Annotated in this window: 17 protein-coding genes; 10 read left to right on the forward strand and 7 right to left on the reverse strand. The window is 32.5% G+C overall.

What is annotated here, in order from left to right; translation table 11 throughout:
• Positions 1-30: 30 nt before the first annotated feature.
• From argC to RC62_RS19155, 5 genes are all read right to left on the reverse strand, one after another.
• Positions 31-1,008: an N-acetyl-gamma-glutamyl-phosphate reductase gene (gene argC / locus RC62_RS19135; RefSeq protein WP_055097916.1), complete on the reverse strand. Its 978-nt coding sequence runs from the start codon at positions 1,006-1,008 to the stop codon at positions 31-33.
• 104 nt (positions 1,009-1,112) lie between these two features.
• Complete coding sequence (locus tag RC62_RS19140) at positions 1,113-1,526, reverse strand: hypothetical protein (protein ID WP_055097917.1); 414 nt, start codon at positions 1,524-1,526, stop codon at positions 1,113-1,115.
• Between the two features lie 39 nt (positions 1,527-1,565).
• Positions 1,566-2,759, reverse strand: coding sequence for an argininosuccinate synthase (locus tag RC62_RS19145; RefSeq protein ID WP_035680634.1), 1,194 nt, complete (start codon positions 2,757-2,759; stop codon positions 1,566-1,568).
• A gap of 63 nt (positions 2,760-2,822) precedes the next feature.
• A complete protein-coding gene (locus RC62_RS19150) occupies positions 2,823-3,464 on the reverse strand; it encodes a GNAT family N-acetyltransferase (protein WP_055097918.1) in 642 nt (213 codons plus the stop codon).
• A 628-nt stretch (positions 3,465-4,092) separates the two neighbouring features.
• Positions 4,093-6,363, reverse strand: coding sequence for a M1 family metallopeptidase (locus tag RC62_RS19155; RefSeq protein WP_055097919.1), 2,271 nt, complete (start codon positions 6,361-6,363; stop codon positions 4,093-4,095).
• A 186-nt stretch (positions 6,364-6,549) separates the two neighbouring features.
• Between RC62_RS19155 and RC62_RS19160 the strand changes: the two genes are divergently transcribed.
• The 3 genes from RC62_RS19160 to RC62_RS19170 all read left to right on the forward strand — a co-directional run bounded on the left by RC62_RS19160 (position 6,550) and on the right by RC62_RS19170 (position 8,652).
• Entirely contained in the window at positions 6,550-7,401 is an 852-nt protein-coding gene (locus RC62_RS19160; protein ID WP_055097920.1) for an aldose 1-epimerase family protein, read from the forward strand.
• Positions 7,402-7,410: 9 nt separating this feature from the next.
• On the forward strand, positions 7,411-7,962 hold the full coding sequence (locus RC62_RS19165) for a GNAT family N-acetyltransferase (RefSeq protein WP_055097921.1): 552 nt from the start codon (positions 7,411-7,413) through the stop codon (positions 7,960-7,962).
• Between the two features lie 135 nt (positions 7,963-8,097).
• Entirely contained in the window at positions 8,098-8,652 is a 555-nt protein-coding gene (locus RC62_RS19170; RefSeq protein ID WP_055098584.1) for a DUF3575 domain-containing protein, read from the forward strand.
• Here RC62_RS19170 and RC62_RS19175 read toward each other — a convergent pair whose 3' ends face one another.
• Positions 8,653-8,880, reverse strand: coding sequence for a VF530 family DNA-binding protein (locus RC62_RS19175; protein ID WP_055097922.1), 228 nt, complete (start codon positions 8,878-8,880; stop codon positions 8,653-8,655). It lies immediately after the preceding gene.
• 220 nt (positions 8,881-9,100) lie between these two features.
• Between RC62_RS19175 and smpB the strand changes: the two genes are divergently transcribed.
• The 3 genes from smpB to RC62_RS19190 all read left to right on the forward strand — a co-directional run bounded on the left by smpB (position 9,101) and on the right by RC62_RS19190 (position 11,367).
• Positions 9,101-9,556, forward strand: coding sequence for an SsrA-binding protein SmpB (gene smpB, locus RC62_RS19180; RefSeq protein ID WP_055097923.1), 456 nt, complete (start codon positions 9,101-9,103; stop codon positions 9,554-9,556).
• A 74-nt stretch (positions 9,557-9,630) separates the two neighbouring features.
• A complete protein-coding gene (locus tag RC62_RS19185) occupies positions 9,631-10,272 on the forward strand; it encodes a lipoprotein (protein WP_055097924.1) in 642 nt (213 codons plus the stop codon).
• Positions 10,273-10,359: 87 nt separating this feature from the next.
• Positions 10,360-11,367 (forward strand): helix-turn-helix domain-containing protein, encoded by a 1,008-nt coding sequence (locus RC62_RS19190; protein WP_055097926.1) that lies wholly within the window; start codon positions 10,360-10,362, stop codon positions 11,365-11,367.
• A gap of 28 nt (positions 11,368-11,395) precedes the next feature.
• On the opposite strand, the gene RC62_RS19195 is transcribed toward RC62_RS19190, so the two are convergent.
• A complete protein-coding gene (locus RC62_RS19195) occupies positions 11,396-12,037 on the reverse strand; it encodes a protein-L-isoaspartate(D-aspartate) O-methyltransferase (protein WP_041518722.1) in 642 nt (213 codons plus the stop codon).
• A gap of 143 nt (positions 12,038-12,180) precedes the next feature.
• Between RC62_RS19195 and RC62_RS19200 the strand changes: the two genes are divergently transcribed.
• The 4 genes from RC62_RS19200 (at position 12,181) to RC62_RS19215 (ending at position 16,266) form a co-directional block, all read left to right on the forward strand.
• Complete coding sequence (locus RC62_RS19200; RefSeq protein WP_055097928.1) at positions 12,181-13,146, forward strand: Gfo/Idh/MocA family protein; 966 nt, start codon at positions 12,181-12,183, stop codon at positions 13,144-13,146.
• Between the two features lie 92 nt (positions 13,147-13,238).
• Positions 13,239-14,132 carry a 3-hydroxyacyl-CoA dehydrogenase family protein gene (locus RC62_RS19205; RefSeq protein ID WP_041518720.1) on the forward strand — a complete coding sequence of 298 codons (894 nt, stop codon included), beginning with the start codon at positions 13,239-13,241 and terminating at the stop codon, positions 14,130-14,132.
• A gap of 12 nt (positions 14,133-14,144) precedes the next feature.
• Positions 14,145-14,816 carry a YggS family pyridoxal phosphate-dependent enzyme gene (locus RC62_RS19210; RefSeq protein ID WP_055097929.1) on the forward strand — a complete coding sequence of 224 codons (672 nt, stop codon included), beginning with the start codon at positions 14,145-14,147 and terminating at the stop codon, positions 14,814-14,816.
• Positions 14,817-14,904: 88 nt separating this feature from the next.
• On the forward strand, positions 14,905-16,266 hold the full coding sequence (locus tag RC62_RS19215; protein ID WP_055097930.1) for an exonuclease domain-containing protein: 1,362 nt from the start codon (positions 14,905-14,907) through the stop codon (positions 16,264-16,266).
• The last annotated feature ends 21 nt before the right edge of the window (positions 16,267-16,287 follow it).

Below are 16,287 nucleotides of genomic sequence, written 5' to 3' on the forward strand. Positions count from 1 at the left end.
TAACATCTCACTTTTAACTTTTTACAATTATTAAAATCCGCTTGGTTTCAAATGTAAACCTGTGTTTTCTTCTAATCCGAACATTAAATTCATGTTTTGAATCGCTTGTCCTGAAGCACCTTTGGTTAAGTTATCAATAATTGAAGTGATTAAAATCCGGTTTCCTTTTTTCAATAAACTAATGATACATTTGTTGGTTTGAACGACTTGTTTCATGTTGATATTTGTCGTTGTAACGGTTACAAAAGGTTCATCTTTATAGAAATCCTCATATTTAGCAACCAAATCTTCCAAACTTTCTTCAGAAGTTGTATACAATGTTGCAAAAATTCCTCTTGTAAAATCACCTCTATTCGGAACAAAAATTAATTCATCTGAATAATTCGCTTGCAATTGATTTACACTTTGGTTAATTTCTCCCAAATGTTGGTGCTCAAAAGCTTTGTAATGCGACATATTATTGTTTCTCCAACTAAAGTGCGAAGTTTCAGCAAGACTTACTCCTGCTCCGGTACTTCCTGTTGTTGCGTTAATATGAACGTCATCATTAAGGAGGTTATTTTTCGCTAATGGCAACAAAGCCAACTGAATTGCCGTAGCAAAACAACCTGGATTTGCAATAAAATTTGCTTTTTTAATTGCTGCTTTATTCAATTCAGGTAATCCGTAAACGAATTCTTTTCCGTCAAAATTAGCGTCTTTCGTTAATCTGAAATCATTTCCTAAATCGATGATTTTTGTGTGCCCAGCGAATTTATTTTCTTGTAAAAATGAAATAGATTTTCCGTGGCCCAGACATAAAAAAACAACATTTACGTCAGGATTTACAACATCAGTAAAATTCATTTCAATATCTCCCATCAAATCATGGTGTGCCACAGAAAGTGGTTTTCCAGCATTTGTTGTACTGTAAACAAAATCGATGTTTACATTAGGATGATACATCAAGATTCTGATAAGTTCTCCGGCCGTGTAGCCTGAACCACCAATTATTCCGATATTAATCATAATTTTTATTTTTTTAGATATATTTTTAAATCGAATTCGATTCTTAATATCTTTTGTGTTTTAGATTAGAAAATTTTAAAAAGTTGTCTAATCTCCTAGTTTTTTTAATCAATAGCAAAAACAAATTCTGCGGATACAAACTTTATGTAATATGTCTTTATCTGCTCAGGACTTAATGATTGTGTGTCATGTGGAGATTCAACATTATAAACTTCTGTATAAGTAGAATTTGCACCAATTTCAACATATGGAGGAACTCTTTTAATAGGGGTTAATATCAATCCGTTATAATTGGCAGTTACGCTTGATGTTCCTTTTACAGCAACATCATTGGGGTTAGCATATTTTATTTCATAATGTAATCGAGATGAATTATTACCTGTGTCAGCTGTAAATTCAAATAATAAAACTTCATACGTAACCGGTTTTAAAGTTTCCTTTTCCGGCGTATCGTTATCACTTGAACAACCAAGAAATAGTAGAAACATTGGAAGTAAAAAAAACACTTTTGTTTTCATAAAAATTAAGCTTTATTTTTTTGAATAAATCATCAGAAATTAATCATGATCTAAATGGTTTACAGATGAAAATATGTTTTGTGCATTTCCTAAAATCTTAATAAATCCTTTTGCATCGTCAGAAGTCCATGCATTGTTCATTTCTCCGTACTGTCCAAAACCAGTATTCATTAAATCATTATCTGATTCGATTCCGTCAAGCGAAAAATGATATGGTTTTAAAGAAACGGTTACAACACCATTTACAGTTTTCTGTGTGTCTTGCAAGAATGTTTCGATGTTTCTCATTACCGGATCTAAAAACTGACCTTCATGAAATAACATTCCGTACCAGTTTCCTAATTGTTCTTTCCAGTATTGTTGCCATTTACCAAGGGTGTGTTTCTCTAATAAATGGTGCGCTTTGATGATAATTAATGGTGCAGCGGCTTCAAAACCAACTCTTCCTTTAATTCCAATAATAGTATCACCTACGTGAATATCTCTACCAATTGCAAAAGCATTTGCCAGTTTTTCAAGTGCCACAATATTATTTGAAGGTTTATCAAACTGACCGTTTAAACCAACTAATTCTCCTTGTTCAAAATGCAATCTTACTTTTTCTTCTTCTTCTTTTTTCAATTGCGAAGGATAAGCATCACTTGGTAACGGCTGGCTTGAAGTCAAAGTTTCTTTTCCTCCAACACTTGTTCCCCAAAGTCCTTTATTGATCGAATATTGTGCTTTTTCCCAAGAATAGTGAACTCCATTTTGAGCTAAGTAATCAACTTCTTCTTGTCTTGACAATTTCAAATCTCTAATTGGAGTAATAATTTCAATTTCCGGAGCAATGGTTTGGAAAATTAAATCAAAACGAATCTGATCATTTCCTGCACCTGTACTTCCGTGTGCGATCGCGCTTGCTCCAACTTTTTTAGCATATTTAATAGCTTCAATTGCCTGAAAAACACGCTCTGCACTTACTGATAATGGATATGTATTGTTTTTTAATACGTTTCCAAAAATCAAATATTTTATAGCTTTATCATAATATTTATCTACGATAGTTAAATTGGCGTGTTGTGCGCTTCCTAATTCGTAGGCTCTTTTTTCGATTGCTGATAATTCTTCAGCATCAAATCCTCCTGTATCTACAAGTACGGTGTGGACTTCGTATCCTTTTTCATTTTTTAAATATTTCAAACAATACGAGGTATCTAATCCTCCACTATAAGCTAATACAACTTTTTTCATTTTTTATAATTTAGGCTAATACTTTCGTATATAGCAAGTTTGAGATTTCTTTTTAATTTATTCTTAAGATAAAAAGCCAAAAGACATTATTTTATTTAAGAATAAAGCTTGTTTTATTTTCTTTAATCGTTTTAGGACAGCTTCGTTAAAAGGGTGTCTTGGCGGATTTTTTTGTTTTTCTTTAGGATCATACAACATTCCGGTACAAAGGCACATTTTGTTTTCTTTGCTTTTTAGAATTTCGTAATTGGTACAGGTTTTACATCCTGACCAAAAACTTGGATCTGTTGTAAGTTCAGAGAAAGGTACCGGTTTATATCCCAGATCAGAGTTAATTTTCATTACAGCCAAACCAGTTGTAATACCAAATATCTTAGCGTCCGGATATCTTTCCAGAGAATAATCAAACACTTTTGATTTGATTTTTTTCGCCAATCCCAAACTTCTGTAATCCGGATGTACAATTAAACCGGAATGTGCCACGAATTTTCCGTGTTGCCAACTTTCGATATAACAAAAACCTGCAAATTTTCCGTCTGCCAGAGCAATCATCGCATCACCATTCGACATTTTTTTCTGAATGTATTCAGGAGTTCTCTTAGCAATCCCTGTACCTCTTAACAAGGCAGATGATTCTATAGTATCGCAAATTTCCTGTGCGAATTTGAAGTGTTCTTCCTGAGTAACAACAATAGAGATTTTCATTTCAATAGTTGAAGTTAGAGTTAAAAATTAAAACGTATTGTTTAGTTTGAAAAGAAGAAATCAATCCAATAAAAATAGACAAAATAGAAGTAACTTTCTCAAAATCAAAAACTTGATTAAGAAAATTTAAAATACAATATATACTTTTAGGATATGTTTGTCCAATGGACAAATTTTGTGATTTCAAAATGAAAAATGAATATAAATAAATACGCGGCGAAAAACTCTGTGAATACTATAGAGATAGTATCCGTACTTCGGGAGAAGTAGCAGGCGAGTTTGTCCGTGACAAAGAAGTTATATGTAAACTTATTTTATTCATTGGTGCAAAAGTACACTATTTTTTTATTTACAAAACAAAAAAATAAAATTCTAACATTTTTTTAATGTTATGTTATTTTTGCGAGACTCTATCCCGAAGCTTCGGGACTAAGATACTGAGGTTCTGAGTTTTCTTTTTTTAACTTTAAAATTAAAATCATGAACAGCTGATTTTATACTTATTAAAGAATTTTTCTCAAAGTTTGTCATTTCGACAAAAAATCAACTACACGATAATTTAAAACAAAAGAAAACCCGATAGTTACAAATAACTATCGGGTTGTAAAAACTTTAAAAATATATGTTTTTATTTTTTAGTAAACGGAATCGTCTCTCCACTGCCCAAAATAATCATATCAAAACCGGTTTTCGCCTCATTGTATTTAAATTTTAATCCTGCGCTGGTAGATTGAAAAGTGTCTTTTTCATTTTCTACAGGACTTACAGTGAATTTAGGAAAGTTTGTAATTTCGACATTTAAAGTACTATTTTTTTCGGTTACATCAATCTTCAAAGGTGCTCTTGAAGTTGAATATGTTCCTAAATAACTGTCTAAAACCACATCTTTCTCTACTTTACCGTTTCCCGATGTCCACACGTTATTAGCTTCATTATTGTCTGGAAAAATATGATCCGGATCAAGTGTTATACTTTCGATTTCTTCGGTAGAATTATGTTTAAAAGTCCATACGGTATTACGTTGCCAAATTTCTACAGGTAATTTAACTCTTGTAATTTTTCCGCTTTTTGTTTTTACATCTAAAATAACCGGCATTGGCATTTTATCAAAATTTTCAATAGTGATCGCAACTCCTTTCGAAGGATCATTTTTTATATATTTAATTGAATTTATCCCTTGATCAAAACGCCAGTTGTTTACATACCAACTTCTCCAGAACCAACTTAAATCCTCACCTGCTACATTTTCCATAGATCTGAAAAAGTCATCCGGCTGCGGATGTTTGTATGCCCAACGTTCAATATAAGTGCGAAAAGCAATATCAAAACGCTCTTTTCCTAATATTTGTTCTCTTAAAATAACCAAGCCAGAACTTGGTTTAAAGTAACATAGCATACCAATATTAGCTTCCTTCATATTATCAGGAGAACTCATTATAGTTTCTAAAGAAGGTCTTGTAAACGACTCTGCTGCTTTGTGTAAATCTGTTGGAGCTTCTGCATATTCTCCCTTGTTAAACTCGGCAGTACTCAATGAATTGATGAAAGTATTAAAACCTTCATCCATCCAGCCAAACAATCTTTCGTTTGAACCTACAATCATAGGAAACCAGATATGTCCAAATTCATGATCTGTAACACCCCATAAATCCTGGCCTTTAGAGTCCCAGCTGCAAAAAACAATTCCAGGATATTCCATTCCGCCTTCATTTCCTGCTACATTTGTCGCTGCAGGATAAGGATATTCAAACCATGTTTTAGAGTAATGTTCTATCGCTGCTTTTACATATTCCGTAGAACGACCGTAAGCTCCTTGTCCTCCGCTTTCTACAGGATAAGCTGATAAAGCCAATGATTTTTTACCACTTGGCAAATTGATTTTTGCTCCGTCTAAAACAAAGGCAGCAGATGATGCCCAAGAGAAATCGCGAGCATTTTTTATTTGATAATGCCATGTTTTTTCTCCGGCAGCATTTGTGTTTGCAGTTGCTGCAACTTCTTCGGCAGAACGAATCGTTACTGTTTTATCGCTTTGACCAGCTTCTTTATAACGCTTAAATACTTCGGCCGGTAATACTTCGGCACCATTCAATAATTCTCCTGAACCTACAACATAATGATTGGCAGGAACTGTCAGCCTTACATCAAAATCACCATATTCTAAGTAGAATTCAGATGCGCCTAAATAAGGATGCGTGTTCCAGCCTCTTACATCATCGTAAACACACATACGCGGATACCATTGTGCAATGGTGAAAATTTTACCATTTTTAGTTTCTAAAACTCCCATCCTGTCTGATCCTTCAAAAGGGGCAACAAACGAAAATTCGATTTTGATTTTTACAGCTCCGCCTTTTGATGCTAATTCTTCAGGAAGAAATATCTGCATTCTGGTATCTGTAATTACAAATTTTGCCTCAACTTCTGTTTTTTTCTTTCCAACAGAAATTACTTTTACCGATTTAATTTTATTTCCACCGTCAAAAACCTGTCCCTGAGCTCCATTACGACTTCCTGTTAAAGGTACAACCGCATTTCCTCTGGAATCCTCTTTGAATAAATTTTGATCTAAATTCAACCATACAAAACCTAACTTGTCAGGACTATTATTGGTATAGGTAATTTCATCTGTACCAATAATTTCGTTTGTAGCAGCATTTAATTTTGCCGTTATCACATAGTCCGCTCTGTTTTGCCAGTACTCAACTCCGGGCTGACCACTTGCAGAACGGGTTGGGGTTCCGTTTTTTGTATAAAAATGTGGCGCAAATGCATCGTGATAACTATAATTATTAACTGGATTTACCGCTGTCGTTGCAGGCTTTTGTTGTGCCCAAACAGAAGAAATTCCAACAAACAAAGCCAGGGTTAGTAAGGCTTTTGAGGATTGTATTTTCATATTTTTTAGCTGTTTATATAGCAAATTAATGAAAAAAAAAGCTATTTAAAGGAAAAACAAGAATCATAAATTAAATTTTAGCAAAATTTTATCAAAAAAATAATTTGAAGCATTTTCTTAAAAAACTAAAATTTATAAAATATATTTACATCAATATAAGATTCATTCATTTCAATATTAAACACTTTGAATACAACTATTTCAAATTCAACACTAAGCGCATCGATAAAACATTCCGGAGCCGAATTATATTCCTTAAAAGACAATAACAATAAAGAATATATTTGGGAAGGGAATCCGGATTTCTGGGGAAAACATTCTCCTGTCCTTTTCCCTATTGTTGGGACTTTAAAAAATAACACTTATACAATCGAAGGAAAAGAATATCAATTACCAAGACATGGTTTTGCAAGAGATATGGAATTTCAGTTGGTTGAAAAAACCGAAAACAGAGCTGTTTTTTCATTAAAATCTGATGCCGAAACCTTAAAAAAGTATCCTTTTGAATTTGAATTACAACTTATCTATACACTTAATGACGCGTCATTAGATATCGAATATAAGGTAATTAATAATAGTGAGAGTAAAATGCCATTTTCAATTGGAGCCCATCCGGCAATAGCTTTACCTGAAAATTTTGAAAATTATTCTTTTGAATTCGAAAAAGAAGAAGTTTTAAAATATTACCTTTTAGAGAATGATTTAATTTCTAATAATACCAAAGTTTTAGAGACATCAAATAATTTAGTGCCTTTAAACTACAAATTATTCGAAAATGATGCTTTGATCTTTAAAAACCTGGAGTCAAATTCCTTGACAATCCTGGAAAATTCAGCTCCTTATATAAAAGTCGATTTCGAAGATTTTCCTAGTTTAGGAATCTGGACAAAAGAGCAAGCGCCATTTATTTGCATTGAGCCCTGGTTAGGATACTCGGATACTGCCGAAAATTCAGGAGATTTATTTGAAAAAGAAGGAATTTTAGTTTTAGACGCAGGTCATACTTTTAATTCAAAATTTAGTATTAAAATATTATAATTAAGAAAAATGCTGGAATTTAATTTTACCCCATTTCCTGTAATAGAAACAGAACGTTTGCTTTTAAAAAGAATAACAAACGACGATGTAAATGAAGTTTTTGAATTGCGTTCGAATCCTGAAACCATGAAATACATCCCAAGACCATTGGTAAAAGACAATGAAGATGCACTGGCACACATTGCTATGATTGATGATAAAATTGTAACAAATGTGGGTATCAACTGGGGAATAACTTTAAAGGATAACCCAAAACTTCTTGGAATTATAGGATATTACAGAATGCAGCCTGAAAATTACCGTGCTGAAATTGGCTATATGCTTTTGCCGGAATTTCACGGAAAAGGAATTATTCCTGAAGCCGTAAACCGATTAATTGCTTATGGTTTTGAAGATTTAAAACTACATTCGATAGAAGCTGTAATTGATCCTGAGAATTATGCTTCAGAAAAGGTGTTACAAAAATGTGGTTTCGTTAAAGAAGCGCATCTAAAAGAGTCTGAATTTTACGAAGGTCGCTTTTTAGACAAGGTAATTTACTCATTATTAGAACCTAAGTAGTTTACCCTCATTATTAGAAAAAAACATTCCTGTTAAATTAAAGCATTTTGATAATAGTAATAAATGGTTTGCGTTATATTTGCACGCAAAATAAGTAATAAAGCCTTATTTAATACCACTGTAAACCTATTTTTTATGAAAAAATATTTAATCCTGTTTGTTGTTTTCTTTTCCATTCAATCTCAAAGCCAGACTTTTATTAAGTTTAATGCCGCAACTGCCTTACTTGCAATACCTAATGTTGGTATAGAAACCAGTATTGGCAAAAATTTGACTTTTAGTGTCGATGTAATGGCTTCTTTTTGGGAATCTTTTAATGGACATAGCCCAATGAAATTTTACACATTAACTCCTGAACTGCGTTACCATTTTAAAGAAAATTTTAATGGGTTTTATGTTGGTGGTCATGCTGGTCCGGACATTTACGAAATACAAAAATGGAACTACTGGGACTCTAATAAATACGAACATGGTTTTGGGTACCGTCTAGGGGTTACTGTTGGATACAACCTTAAATTGAGTGATAAATTTTTATTAGACTTTTTTGCAGGAGCCGGCTGGCACCAGGGATTCTATCATGGTTATTATAATGACGGAACTCCGGGAAGATATGAAAAAGCGCCAAACTGGAATAAAAGTGGTGAATGGCTTCCGTATCGTGGAGGCGTAATGATCTCTTATAAATTGTAACTAGTTGGAGAATTTAGGTAAAGATTTTACATATAAATCCTCTACTTTTTTACGCGCCCAATCAGTTTTTCTTAGAAATGTTAAACTTGATTTTACACTTGGATTTGATGTAAAACACTTTATAGGAATTAATTCTGCCAAAGTATCAAAACCGTAATGATTAACAAGTGCTTCTACAATTTTTTGAAGCGTAAGTCCGTGTAAGGGATCTTTTGATTGATTTTGCATTTTATAATTTTAAGATAATATTAAAAGACCGTACCCGAAAAAGTACGGTCTTTCTTTTTACAAAATTACTAAATTGAAATGTAAATCAATCTACAACTATTTTAGAATATAAATCCAAAGAAAGCGGAGAGGTTAAATTTGGATTACTACCCCAGATTTAAAAAAATCTTTAGCTATCTTTGATAGTACCAAATTTTTCAATTTTGTTTACATTTGCATTATGTTAAAAACAGTCAATATACTTAATAAAAGAGCTCGATTTGATTATGAGATAATCGATACTTATACTGCCGGAATTGTTTTATCCGGTACAGAAATTAAATCGATACGATTAGGAAAAGCTAATATCACAGAAAGTTTTTGTGAATTTAGTAATCTTGAACTGTTCGCAATTAATACTTACGTCGAAGAATATACGTTTGGAAACCAGTTCAATCATAAATCACGAAGCGAAAGAAAATTGCTTCTGAATAAAAAGGAATTAAAAAGCCTTCATAAAAGTGTTCAGGCAAAAGGACTTACTATTGTTCCGCTAAAATTATTCACCAATGAAAAAGGACTTGCAAAATTGCAAATAGGCCTTTGTAAAGGAAAGAAAAATTACGACAAACGCGAATCTCTTAAGGAACAAGATACTAAACGCGATCTCGACCGAATAAAAAAAGCTTATAATTAAAGTTATTTAGCTTACAGAAGTATTTCCTTACTTTTTATACGTATTTTTACTACAATAATTTTAAAAATTGTAATATGAAAAAATACTTAATTTTATTAATAACTGTTCTGGTCTTGTCAGGCTGTGGCAGCAATACTTCTATTGTAAATAGTTGGAGAGATCCAAAAATAACAGTCGCTCAGGAAAATTTTAAAAAAGTTTTAGTAGTAGCATTAGTAAAAGACGAAGCTTCGAGAAGAGTAACCGAAAACAGAATTGCTGCCAGTAATGAGATTTTCAAAACTTCTTATCAATACCTAAACGAAACAACTAAAAATCTCACACAAGAGCAGAAATTAAAAATATTGCAAGATGAGAATTTTGACGGAGTTATTACCTTGCGTTTGGTAAGCACAGAAAAAGAAACCAATTATGTTCCGGGAAGTTATACGGGTATGTATTACGGTGGATTTGATGGTTTATATACCGGAATGTACGGCTATGGTTTTGGAAATTGGTACGGAATGTACTCTCCTAATTTTTATGATCCGGGCTATTATCAGGAAACTACTTCGTATATGGTAGAAACTAATATTTTTTCATTAAAAGAAAATAAACTAATCTGGACAGGAACTACAAAATCAGATTATGTCACAGATTTAGGATCCACGGTAGATGCAATCATGCAAGCTGTTGTGGGTGAAATGAGAAAAGATGGCTCTCTTCCTAAAAAATAACATATTTAAAGCAATATTTATAGTATTGCTTTTTTTAGCCTAAACAAAATGACTTGTTTTGTCAAGACAATTAAAAACATTATCATAATGAAAACACTTCTTAAAAATGCAAGAGAGCAAAAGGGATTAAAAACTCGAGAAGTGGCACAAATACTTGGTATTGATCAAGCGTTAATAAGCAAATTTGAATCAGGAACCCGAAAACCAACCAGAGAACAAATTTCAAAACTTTCTCAACTTCTAGAGATTGATTTTGAGACCTTAATGATTGCATGGCTAAAAGAAAAAATTCTCTACGAAATTGGAGATGATGAATTTGCATTAAAAGCTCTTTTTCTTGCAGAACAAGAAATTCAGAGTAATAAAAAAATCATAAGCTCCTCTGTTTTATCAGGCATTCAAGTTGTTTTAGATGAAATTGAAGTTTTGAAAAAACAAATTACATCCTTTCAACATTTTGACTTACACAGAATTTCTAAAATATTAGAATTAGAATTTATTTCTGAAAGCAATCGCCTAAACGGAAACTCATTAACTTTTCAGGAAACAAAATCAGTAATTAATGAAGGAGTAACAATTGCCGGAAAAACCATGTATGAGCATCTTGAAGCGGTTAATCTTCAGGAAACAATCGCTTACATTAAAGACCTAAATCACAAAAAAACATCAATAAATGAAAAAGATTTTTTAACGATTCATAATTTACTTTTGAGAGGAATCAGCCCTGAAAATTCTGGAAAGTATAAAAATGATTCTTTAATAATTCGTGAAATGAATTTGTTTTTTAATTGGTACGAAACTAATAAAAACAACTTGCATCCAATAGTTCTGGCTTCTGAAGCACATTTAAAAGTTATAACTATCAGTCCTTTTGAAAATGGAAATATGCAAATCGCAAACTTATTAATGAATTGGATATTGCTTCAACATGGTTATGTTTTTGCAACTATACAAGGAAACGATGAAACCAAAGAAGAATATTTACACATTTTAGAAGCATGCAAGAACAAAAATGACAAATCTTTTTTAATCAATTATATTCTCAGAATTGAAAAAGAAAATTTACTTCGGGCAATACAATTGGTTTCAAAATAAAAAGACCCAACTAAATGGGTCTTTTTTCTTAATTTTTATCTTCTAATAAAGGGACAAATCGAAATTCTCCAAATTCATGTTTTTCGAACTGCGTTTCGTTTTTACGAATTAACAAAGTCATAATCTGCACATCTTCTCCTAACGGAATAACAAGCCTTCCTCCTATTTTTAATTGCGCCATTAAAGGCTGAGGAATAAATGGCGCGCCTGCAGTAACAATTATACTATCAAACGGCGCATAACTTGGTAATCCTTTATAACCATCACCAAAAGACAAATGTTTGGGACGAATATTTAATTTAGGAAACAAATTTGAAGTTGTTTTAAACAACTCATTTTGTCTTTCCACACTAAATACTTTAGCGCCAAGCATGCACAAAACAGCAGTTTGATAACCAGAACCGGTACCAATTTCCAGAATTTTATGTTCTTTTTTTACTTCTAATAATTGCGATTGAAAAGCAACAGTGTAAGGCTGTGATATCGTTTGCCCGGCTCCTATAGGAAATGCCTTATCCTGATAAGCATAATCTTCAAAACTGGAATTTAAAAAAAGGTGTCTTGGGATTTTTTTTATCGCATCCAAAACTGCTCTGTCAGTAATACCTTTTTGCTCTAAAGTGCTTACTAATTGATTACGAAGTCCTTGATGTTTGGCAGTATCTTTCAAAATGGGTAGGTTTTATTTTTGCAAAAATAAGAAAGTAAATAGTAAATCAAATATTGATTTTTAATTATTAAATCGCTAAATCTTTACTACATTCATTTTCACGTTCGACAAATAAATTATATTTTTGTTTAAAATACATTCTCATGTTAAAAGTAGGAGTTTTAGGTGCTGGTCATCTTGGTAAAATACATTTACGCTTATTACAACAATCTGACAAATACGAATTAGTTGGATTTTACGACGAAAATCAGGAAAATGCCGAAAGAATATCAAAAGAATTTGGCTATAAAAACTTCAGTACTATTGCAAAATTAATCCACGCTGTGGATGTTATCGATATTGTAACTCCAACCCTCTCGCACTATAAATGTGCTAAGGTAGCTATAAAATCAGGAAAGCATATTTTTATCGAAAAACCAATTGCCAATACGGTTCAGGAAGCTGAAGAAATTATTGCTTTAGCTAAAGAATATAATGTAAAAGGTCAGGTTGGTCATGTTGAGCGCTTTAATCCGGCGTTTATTGCTACAAAAAACATGATCGAAAATCCAATGTTTATAGAAACACATCGTCTGGCTGAATTTAATCCGCGTGGGACAGATGTACCTGTAGTTTTAGATTTAATGATCCATGATATTGATGCTATTTTAAGTGTTGTACATTCAAAGGTAAAAGATATTCACGCAAGCGGTGTTTCTGTAATTAGTGACACTCCGGATATTGCGAATGCCAGAATTGAATTCGAAAACGGATGTGTAGCTAATTTAACAGCAAGCAGAATTTCGATGAAAAACATGCGAAAAACACGCTTCTTTCAAAAAGATGCCTACATTTCAGTTGACTTTTTAGAGAAAAAATGTGAAGTAGTACGTATGAAAGATGCTCCTGAAATTCCCGGAGATTTTGATATGATTTTGCAAAATGCCGAAGGCGTAAAAAAACAAATCTATTTTACAAACCCTGATGTTGAGCAAAACAATGCAATACTGGATGAGTTAGAATCATTTGCAAATGCAATAAAAACAGATACAACTCCAGTAGTAACACTTGAACAAGCTACAGATGCATTAAGAGTAGCATATCAGATTATTGACTGTTTCGATAAATAAACAAAAAAAATAAACTCATTATTTTTAAGGTTTAAAGCGTACTTCAAAGGAGCTTTAAACCTTAACTTTTAAAATTCAAATACCAAAATTAAATGAAAACTATAGCTGTAATTGGTGCAGGAACAATGGGTAACGGAATTGCCCATACATTTGCACAAAGTGGTTTTGTTGTTAAACTGATTGATGTTTCTGAGAAATCATTAGACAAAGGTATGGCAACTATTGCCGCAAATTTAGACAGAATGCTATCTAAAGGCACCATTACTCAGGAAGAAGTTGCAAAAACTATCACCAACATTATTACGTATACTGATATTAAGGATGGTGTTGTTGGTGTTGATTTAGTCGTTGAAGCCGCAACCGAAAATGTTGAACTAAAACTAAACATCTTCAAACAATTAAACGAAGCTTGTTCTCACAATACAATTTTAGCAACCAACACTTCTTCTATCTCCATAACTCAAATTGGAGCCGTTGTTTCACATCCTGAACGTGTTATTGGCATGCACTTTATGAATCCGGTGCCAATTATGAAATTAGTAGAAATTATTCGCGGCTACAATACCAGCGATGAAGTCACTAAAATTATCATGGATTTATCTGAAAAATTAGGAAAAACTCCTGTTGAAGTAAATGATTATCCGGGCTTTGTAGCAAATAGAATTTTAATGCCTATGCTAAATGAAGCAATTGAAACGTTATATAATAAGGTAGCCGGCGTTTATGAAATTGATACTGTGATGAAATTAGGAATGGGACACCCAATGGGACCATTACAATTAGCTGATTTTATTGGTCTTGATGTTTGTCTTGCTATTTTGAATGTCATGTACGAAGGTTTCAAAAACCCTAAATATGCCCCTTGCCCATTATTAGTAAATATGGTAAGAGCAGGAAAATTAGGTGTAAAATCAGGAGAAGGTTTTTATGATTACAGTGAAAGTAAAAAAGCAGAGAAAATCTCTAAGCAGTTTATTCTTTCATAAAAAAGAAATACCATGTCGATAAAATCGAATTTAAATACTATAAAATCAAGCTTACCGGAACATGTAACTTTAGTTGCAGTTTCTAAAACCAAACCGGTTCCTGATTTGATGGAAGCCTACGAAGCCGGTCAGCGTATCTTTGGAGAAAACAAAATCCAGGAAATGGCTGATAAATGGGAAGAAATGCCAAAAGATATTCAATGGCATATGATTGGTCATGTGCAAACGAATAAGGTAAAATTTATGGCACCATTTGTGAACCTAATTCATGGTGTAGATAGTTTGAAATTATTGCAGGAGATTAATAAACAAGCTTTAAAAAACAATAGAATTATTGATTGTTTACTTCAGATATACATTGCCGAAGAAGAAACTAAATTTGGTTTGGATCAAAATGAACTAAATGAATTATTATCTTCATCAGAATTCAAAGAAATGAAAAATATTCGTATCTTAGGATTAATGGGAATGGCAACTTTTACAGAAGACCAAAACCAGATTAAAAAAGAATTTACACATTTAAGATTTATTTTTGATTCATTAAAACATATTGACGGATACGGTAAAGACGCACTGCAGTTCGTCTCTACAATTTCAATGGGAATGTCCGGCGACTATAAAATTGCTATAGAATGCGGAAGCACAATGGTTCGCATTGGAAGCAGCATTTTTGGCGGCCGTTGATTTTAAAAAACAAATACCTACCGTAAGACACACAGCTGTGCGTCTCTACAGAAAACTGAATACTAAAAACCGAGACTGAATACTGAATTTGTACGCAATACTAGACATAGAAACCACTGGAGGACAGTTTAATGAGGAAGGAATTACCGAAATCGCCATTTATAAATTTGATGGACATGAAGTAGTTGACCAATTTATTAGCCTCGTTAATCCTGAAATTCCGATTCAGCCTTTTGTGGTGAAGTTAACAGGAATTAATAATGCTATGCTGCGTTCAGCACCTAAGTTTTTTGAAGTTGCAAAACGAATCATCGAAATTACTTCTGATTGTATTATTGTTGCTCATAATGCTTCATTCGATTATAGAATCCTCCGTACTGAATTCAGACGTTTAGGTTACGATTTTGAAGCCAGAACCCTTTGTACTGTTGAACTTGCCAAAAAATTAATTCCGGAACAGCCTTCTTATAGTTTAGGAAAACTCGTTCGCGCACTTGGAATTCCAATGGCAGACAGACATCGTGCCAGCGGAGATGCAATGGCAACTACAAAGTTGTTTAAAATGCTTTTAGAAAAAGATTTAGAGAAAACCATCGTAAAAGATTTTATAAAACTGGAAATTGAAAAAGGAATTGCACCTAAATTTTTAGACATTTTGGCGCAAATGCCTACTAAAACAGGTATTTACTACATTCACAATCAAGGCGGTAATTTAATTTATATTGGTAAAAGCCAAAACATAAAAAAGAGAGTCAATCAGCATTTTACAGGAATTACAACAAAAAGCAAAAAAATCCAAGCGGAAGTTTTTACCATAACATATGATGAAACCGGCAGCGAATTAATAGCATTACTGAAAGAAAGTGAAGAAATAAAAATAAACCGACCAAGGCATAATCGTTCTCAACGAAAAACTATTTTTCAATATGCTTTATATTCTGAAAAAGATTCTAACGGATATATTAACCTAAAACTTGAAAAAGCAGATGGACGTAAAAAAGAAATTACTTCATTTGCTACTTTGCAAGAAGGCAAAAATGCACTTTTTAAATTCACATCTAAATACCATTTATGCCAGAAACTAACAGGATTATACCAAAGCAAAAAAGAATGTTTTCAATATAAAATAAAAGAATGCGATGGCGCTTGCATTGGCGAAATTACTCCTGAAGTTTACAATGCCAGAGTACAGCAATTTATATCTGAAAATAGCTTCGATAACAAAAGCATGATTCTTATTGACAGAGGACGTAATATAAATGAGAGAAGCGCTGTATTAATCGAAAACGGAATATATCAGGGATATGCTTTCTATGATTTAAATTACCAGATTACAAATATCGAAATTCTAAAAAATATTTTAATCCCAATGCAGCACAATCGTGATGTAAAAAATATTATCCAGAATTACATCCGTAAAAGCAAGTCGCTTAAAATACTTCATTTTTAACAAACAAAAACTTTCATTATC

Source organism: Flavobacterium aquidurense (assembly GCF_001404985.1).
In the GTDB taxonomy this organism is placed as follows: Bacteria; Bacteroidota; Bacteroidia; order Flavobacteriales; family Flavobacteriaceae; genus Flavobacterium; species Flavobacterium aquidurense_B.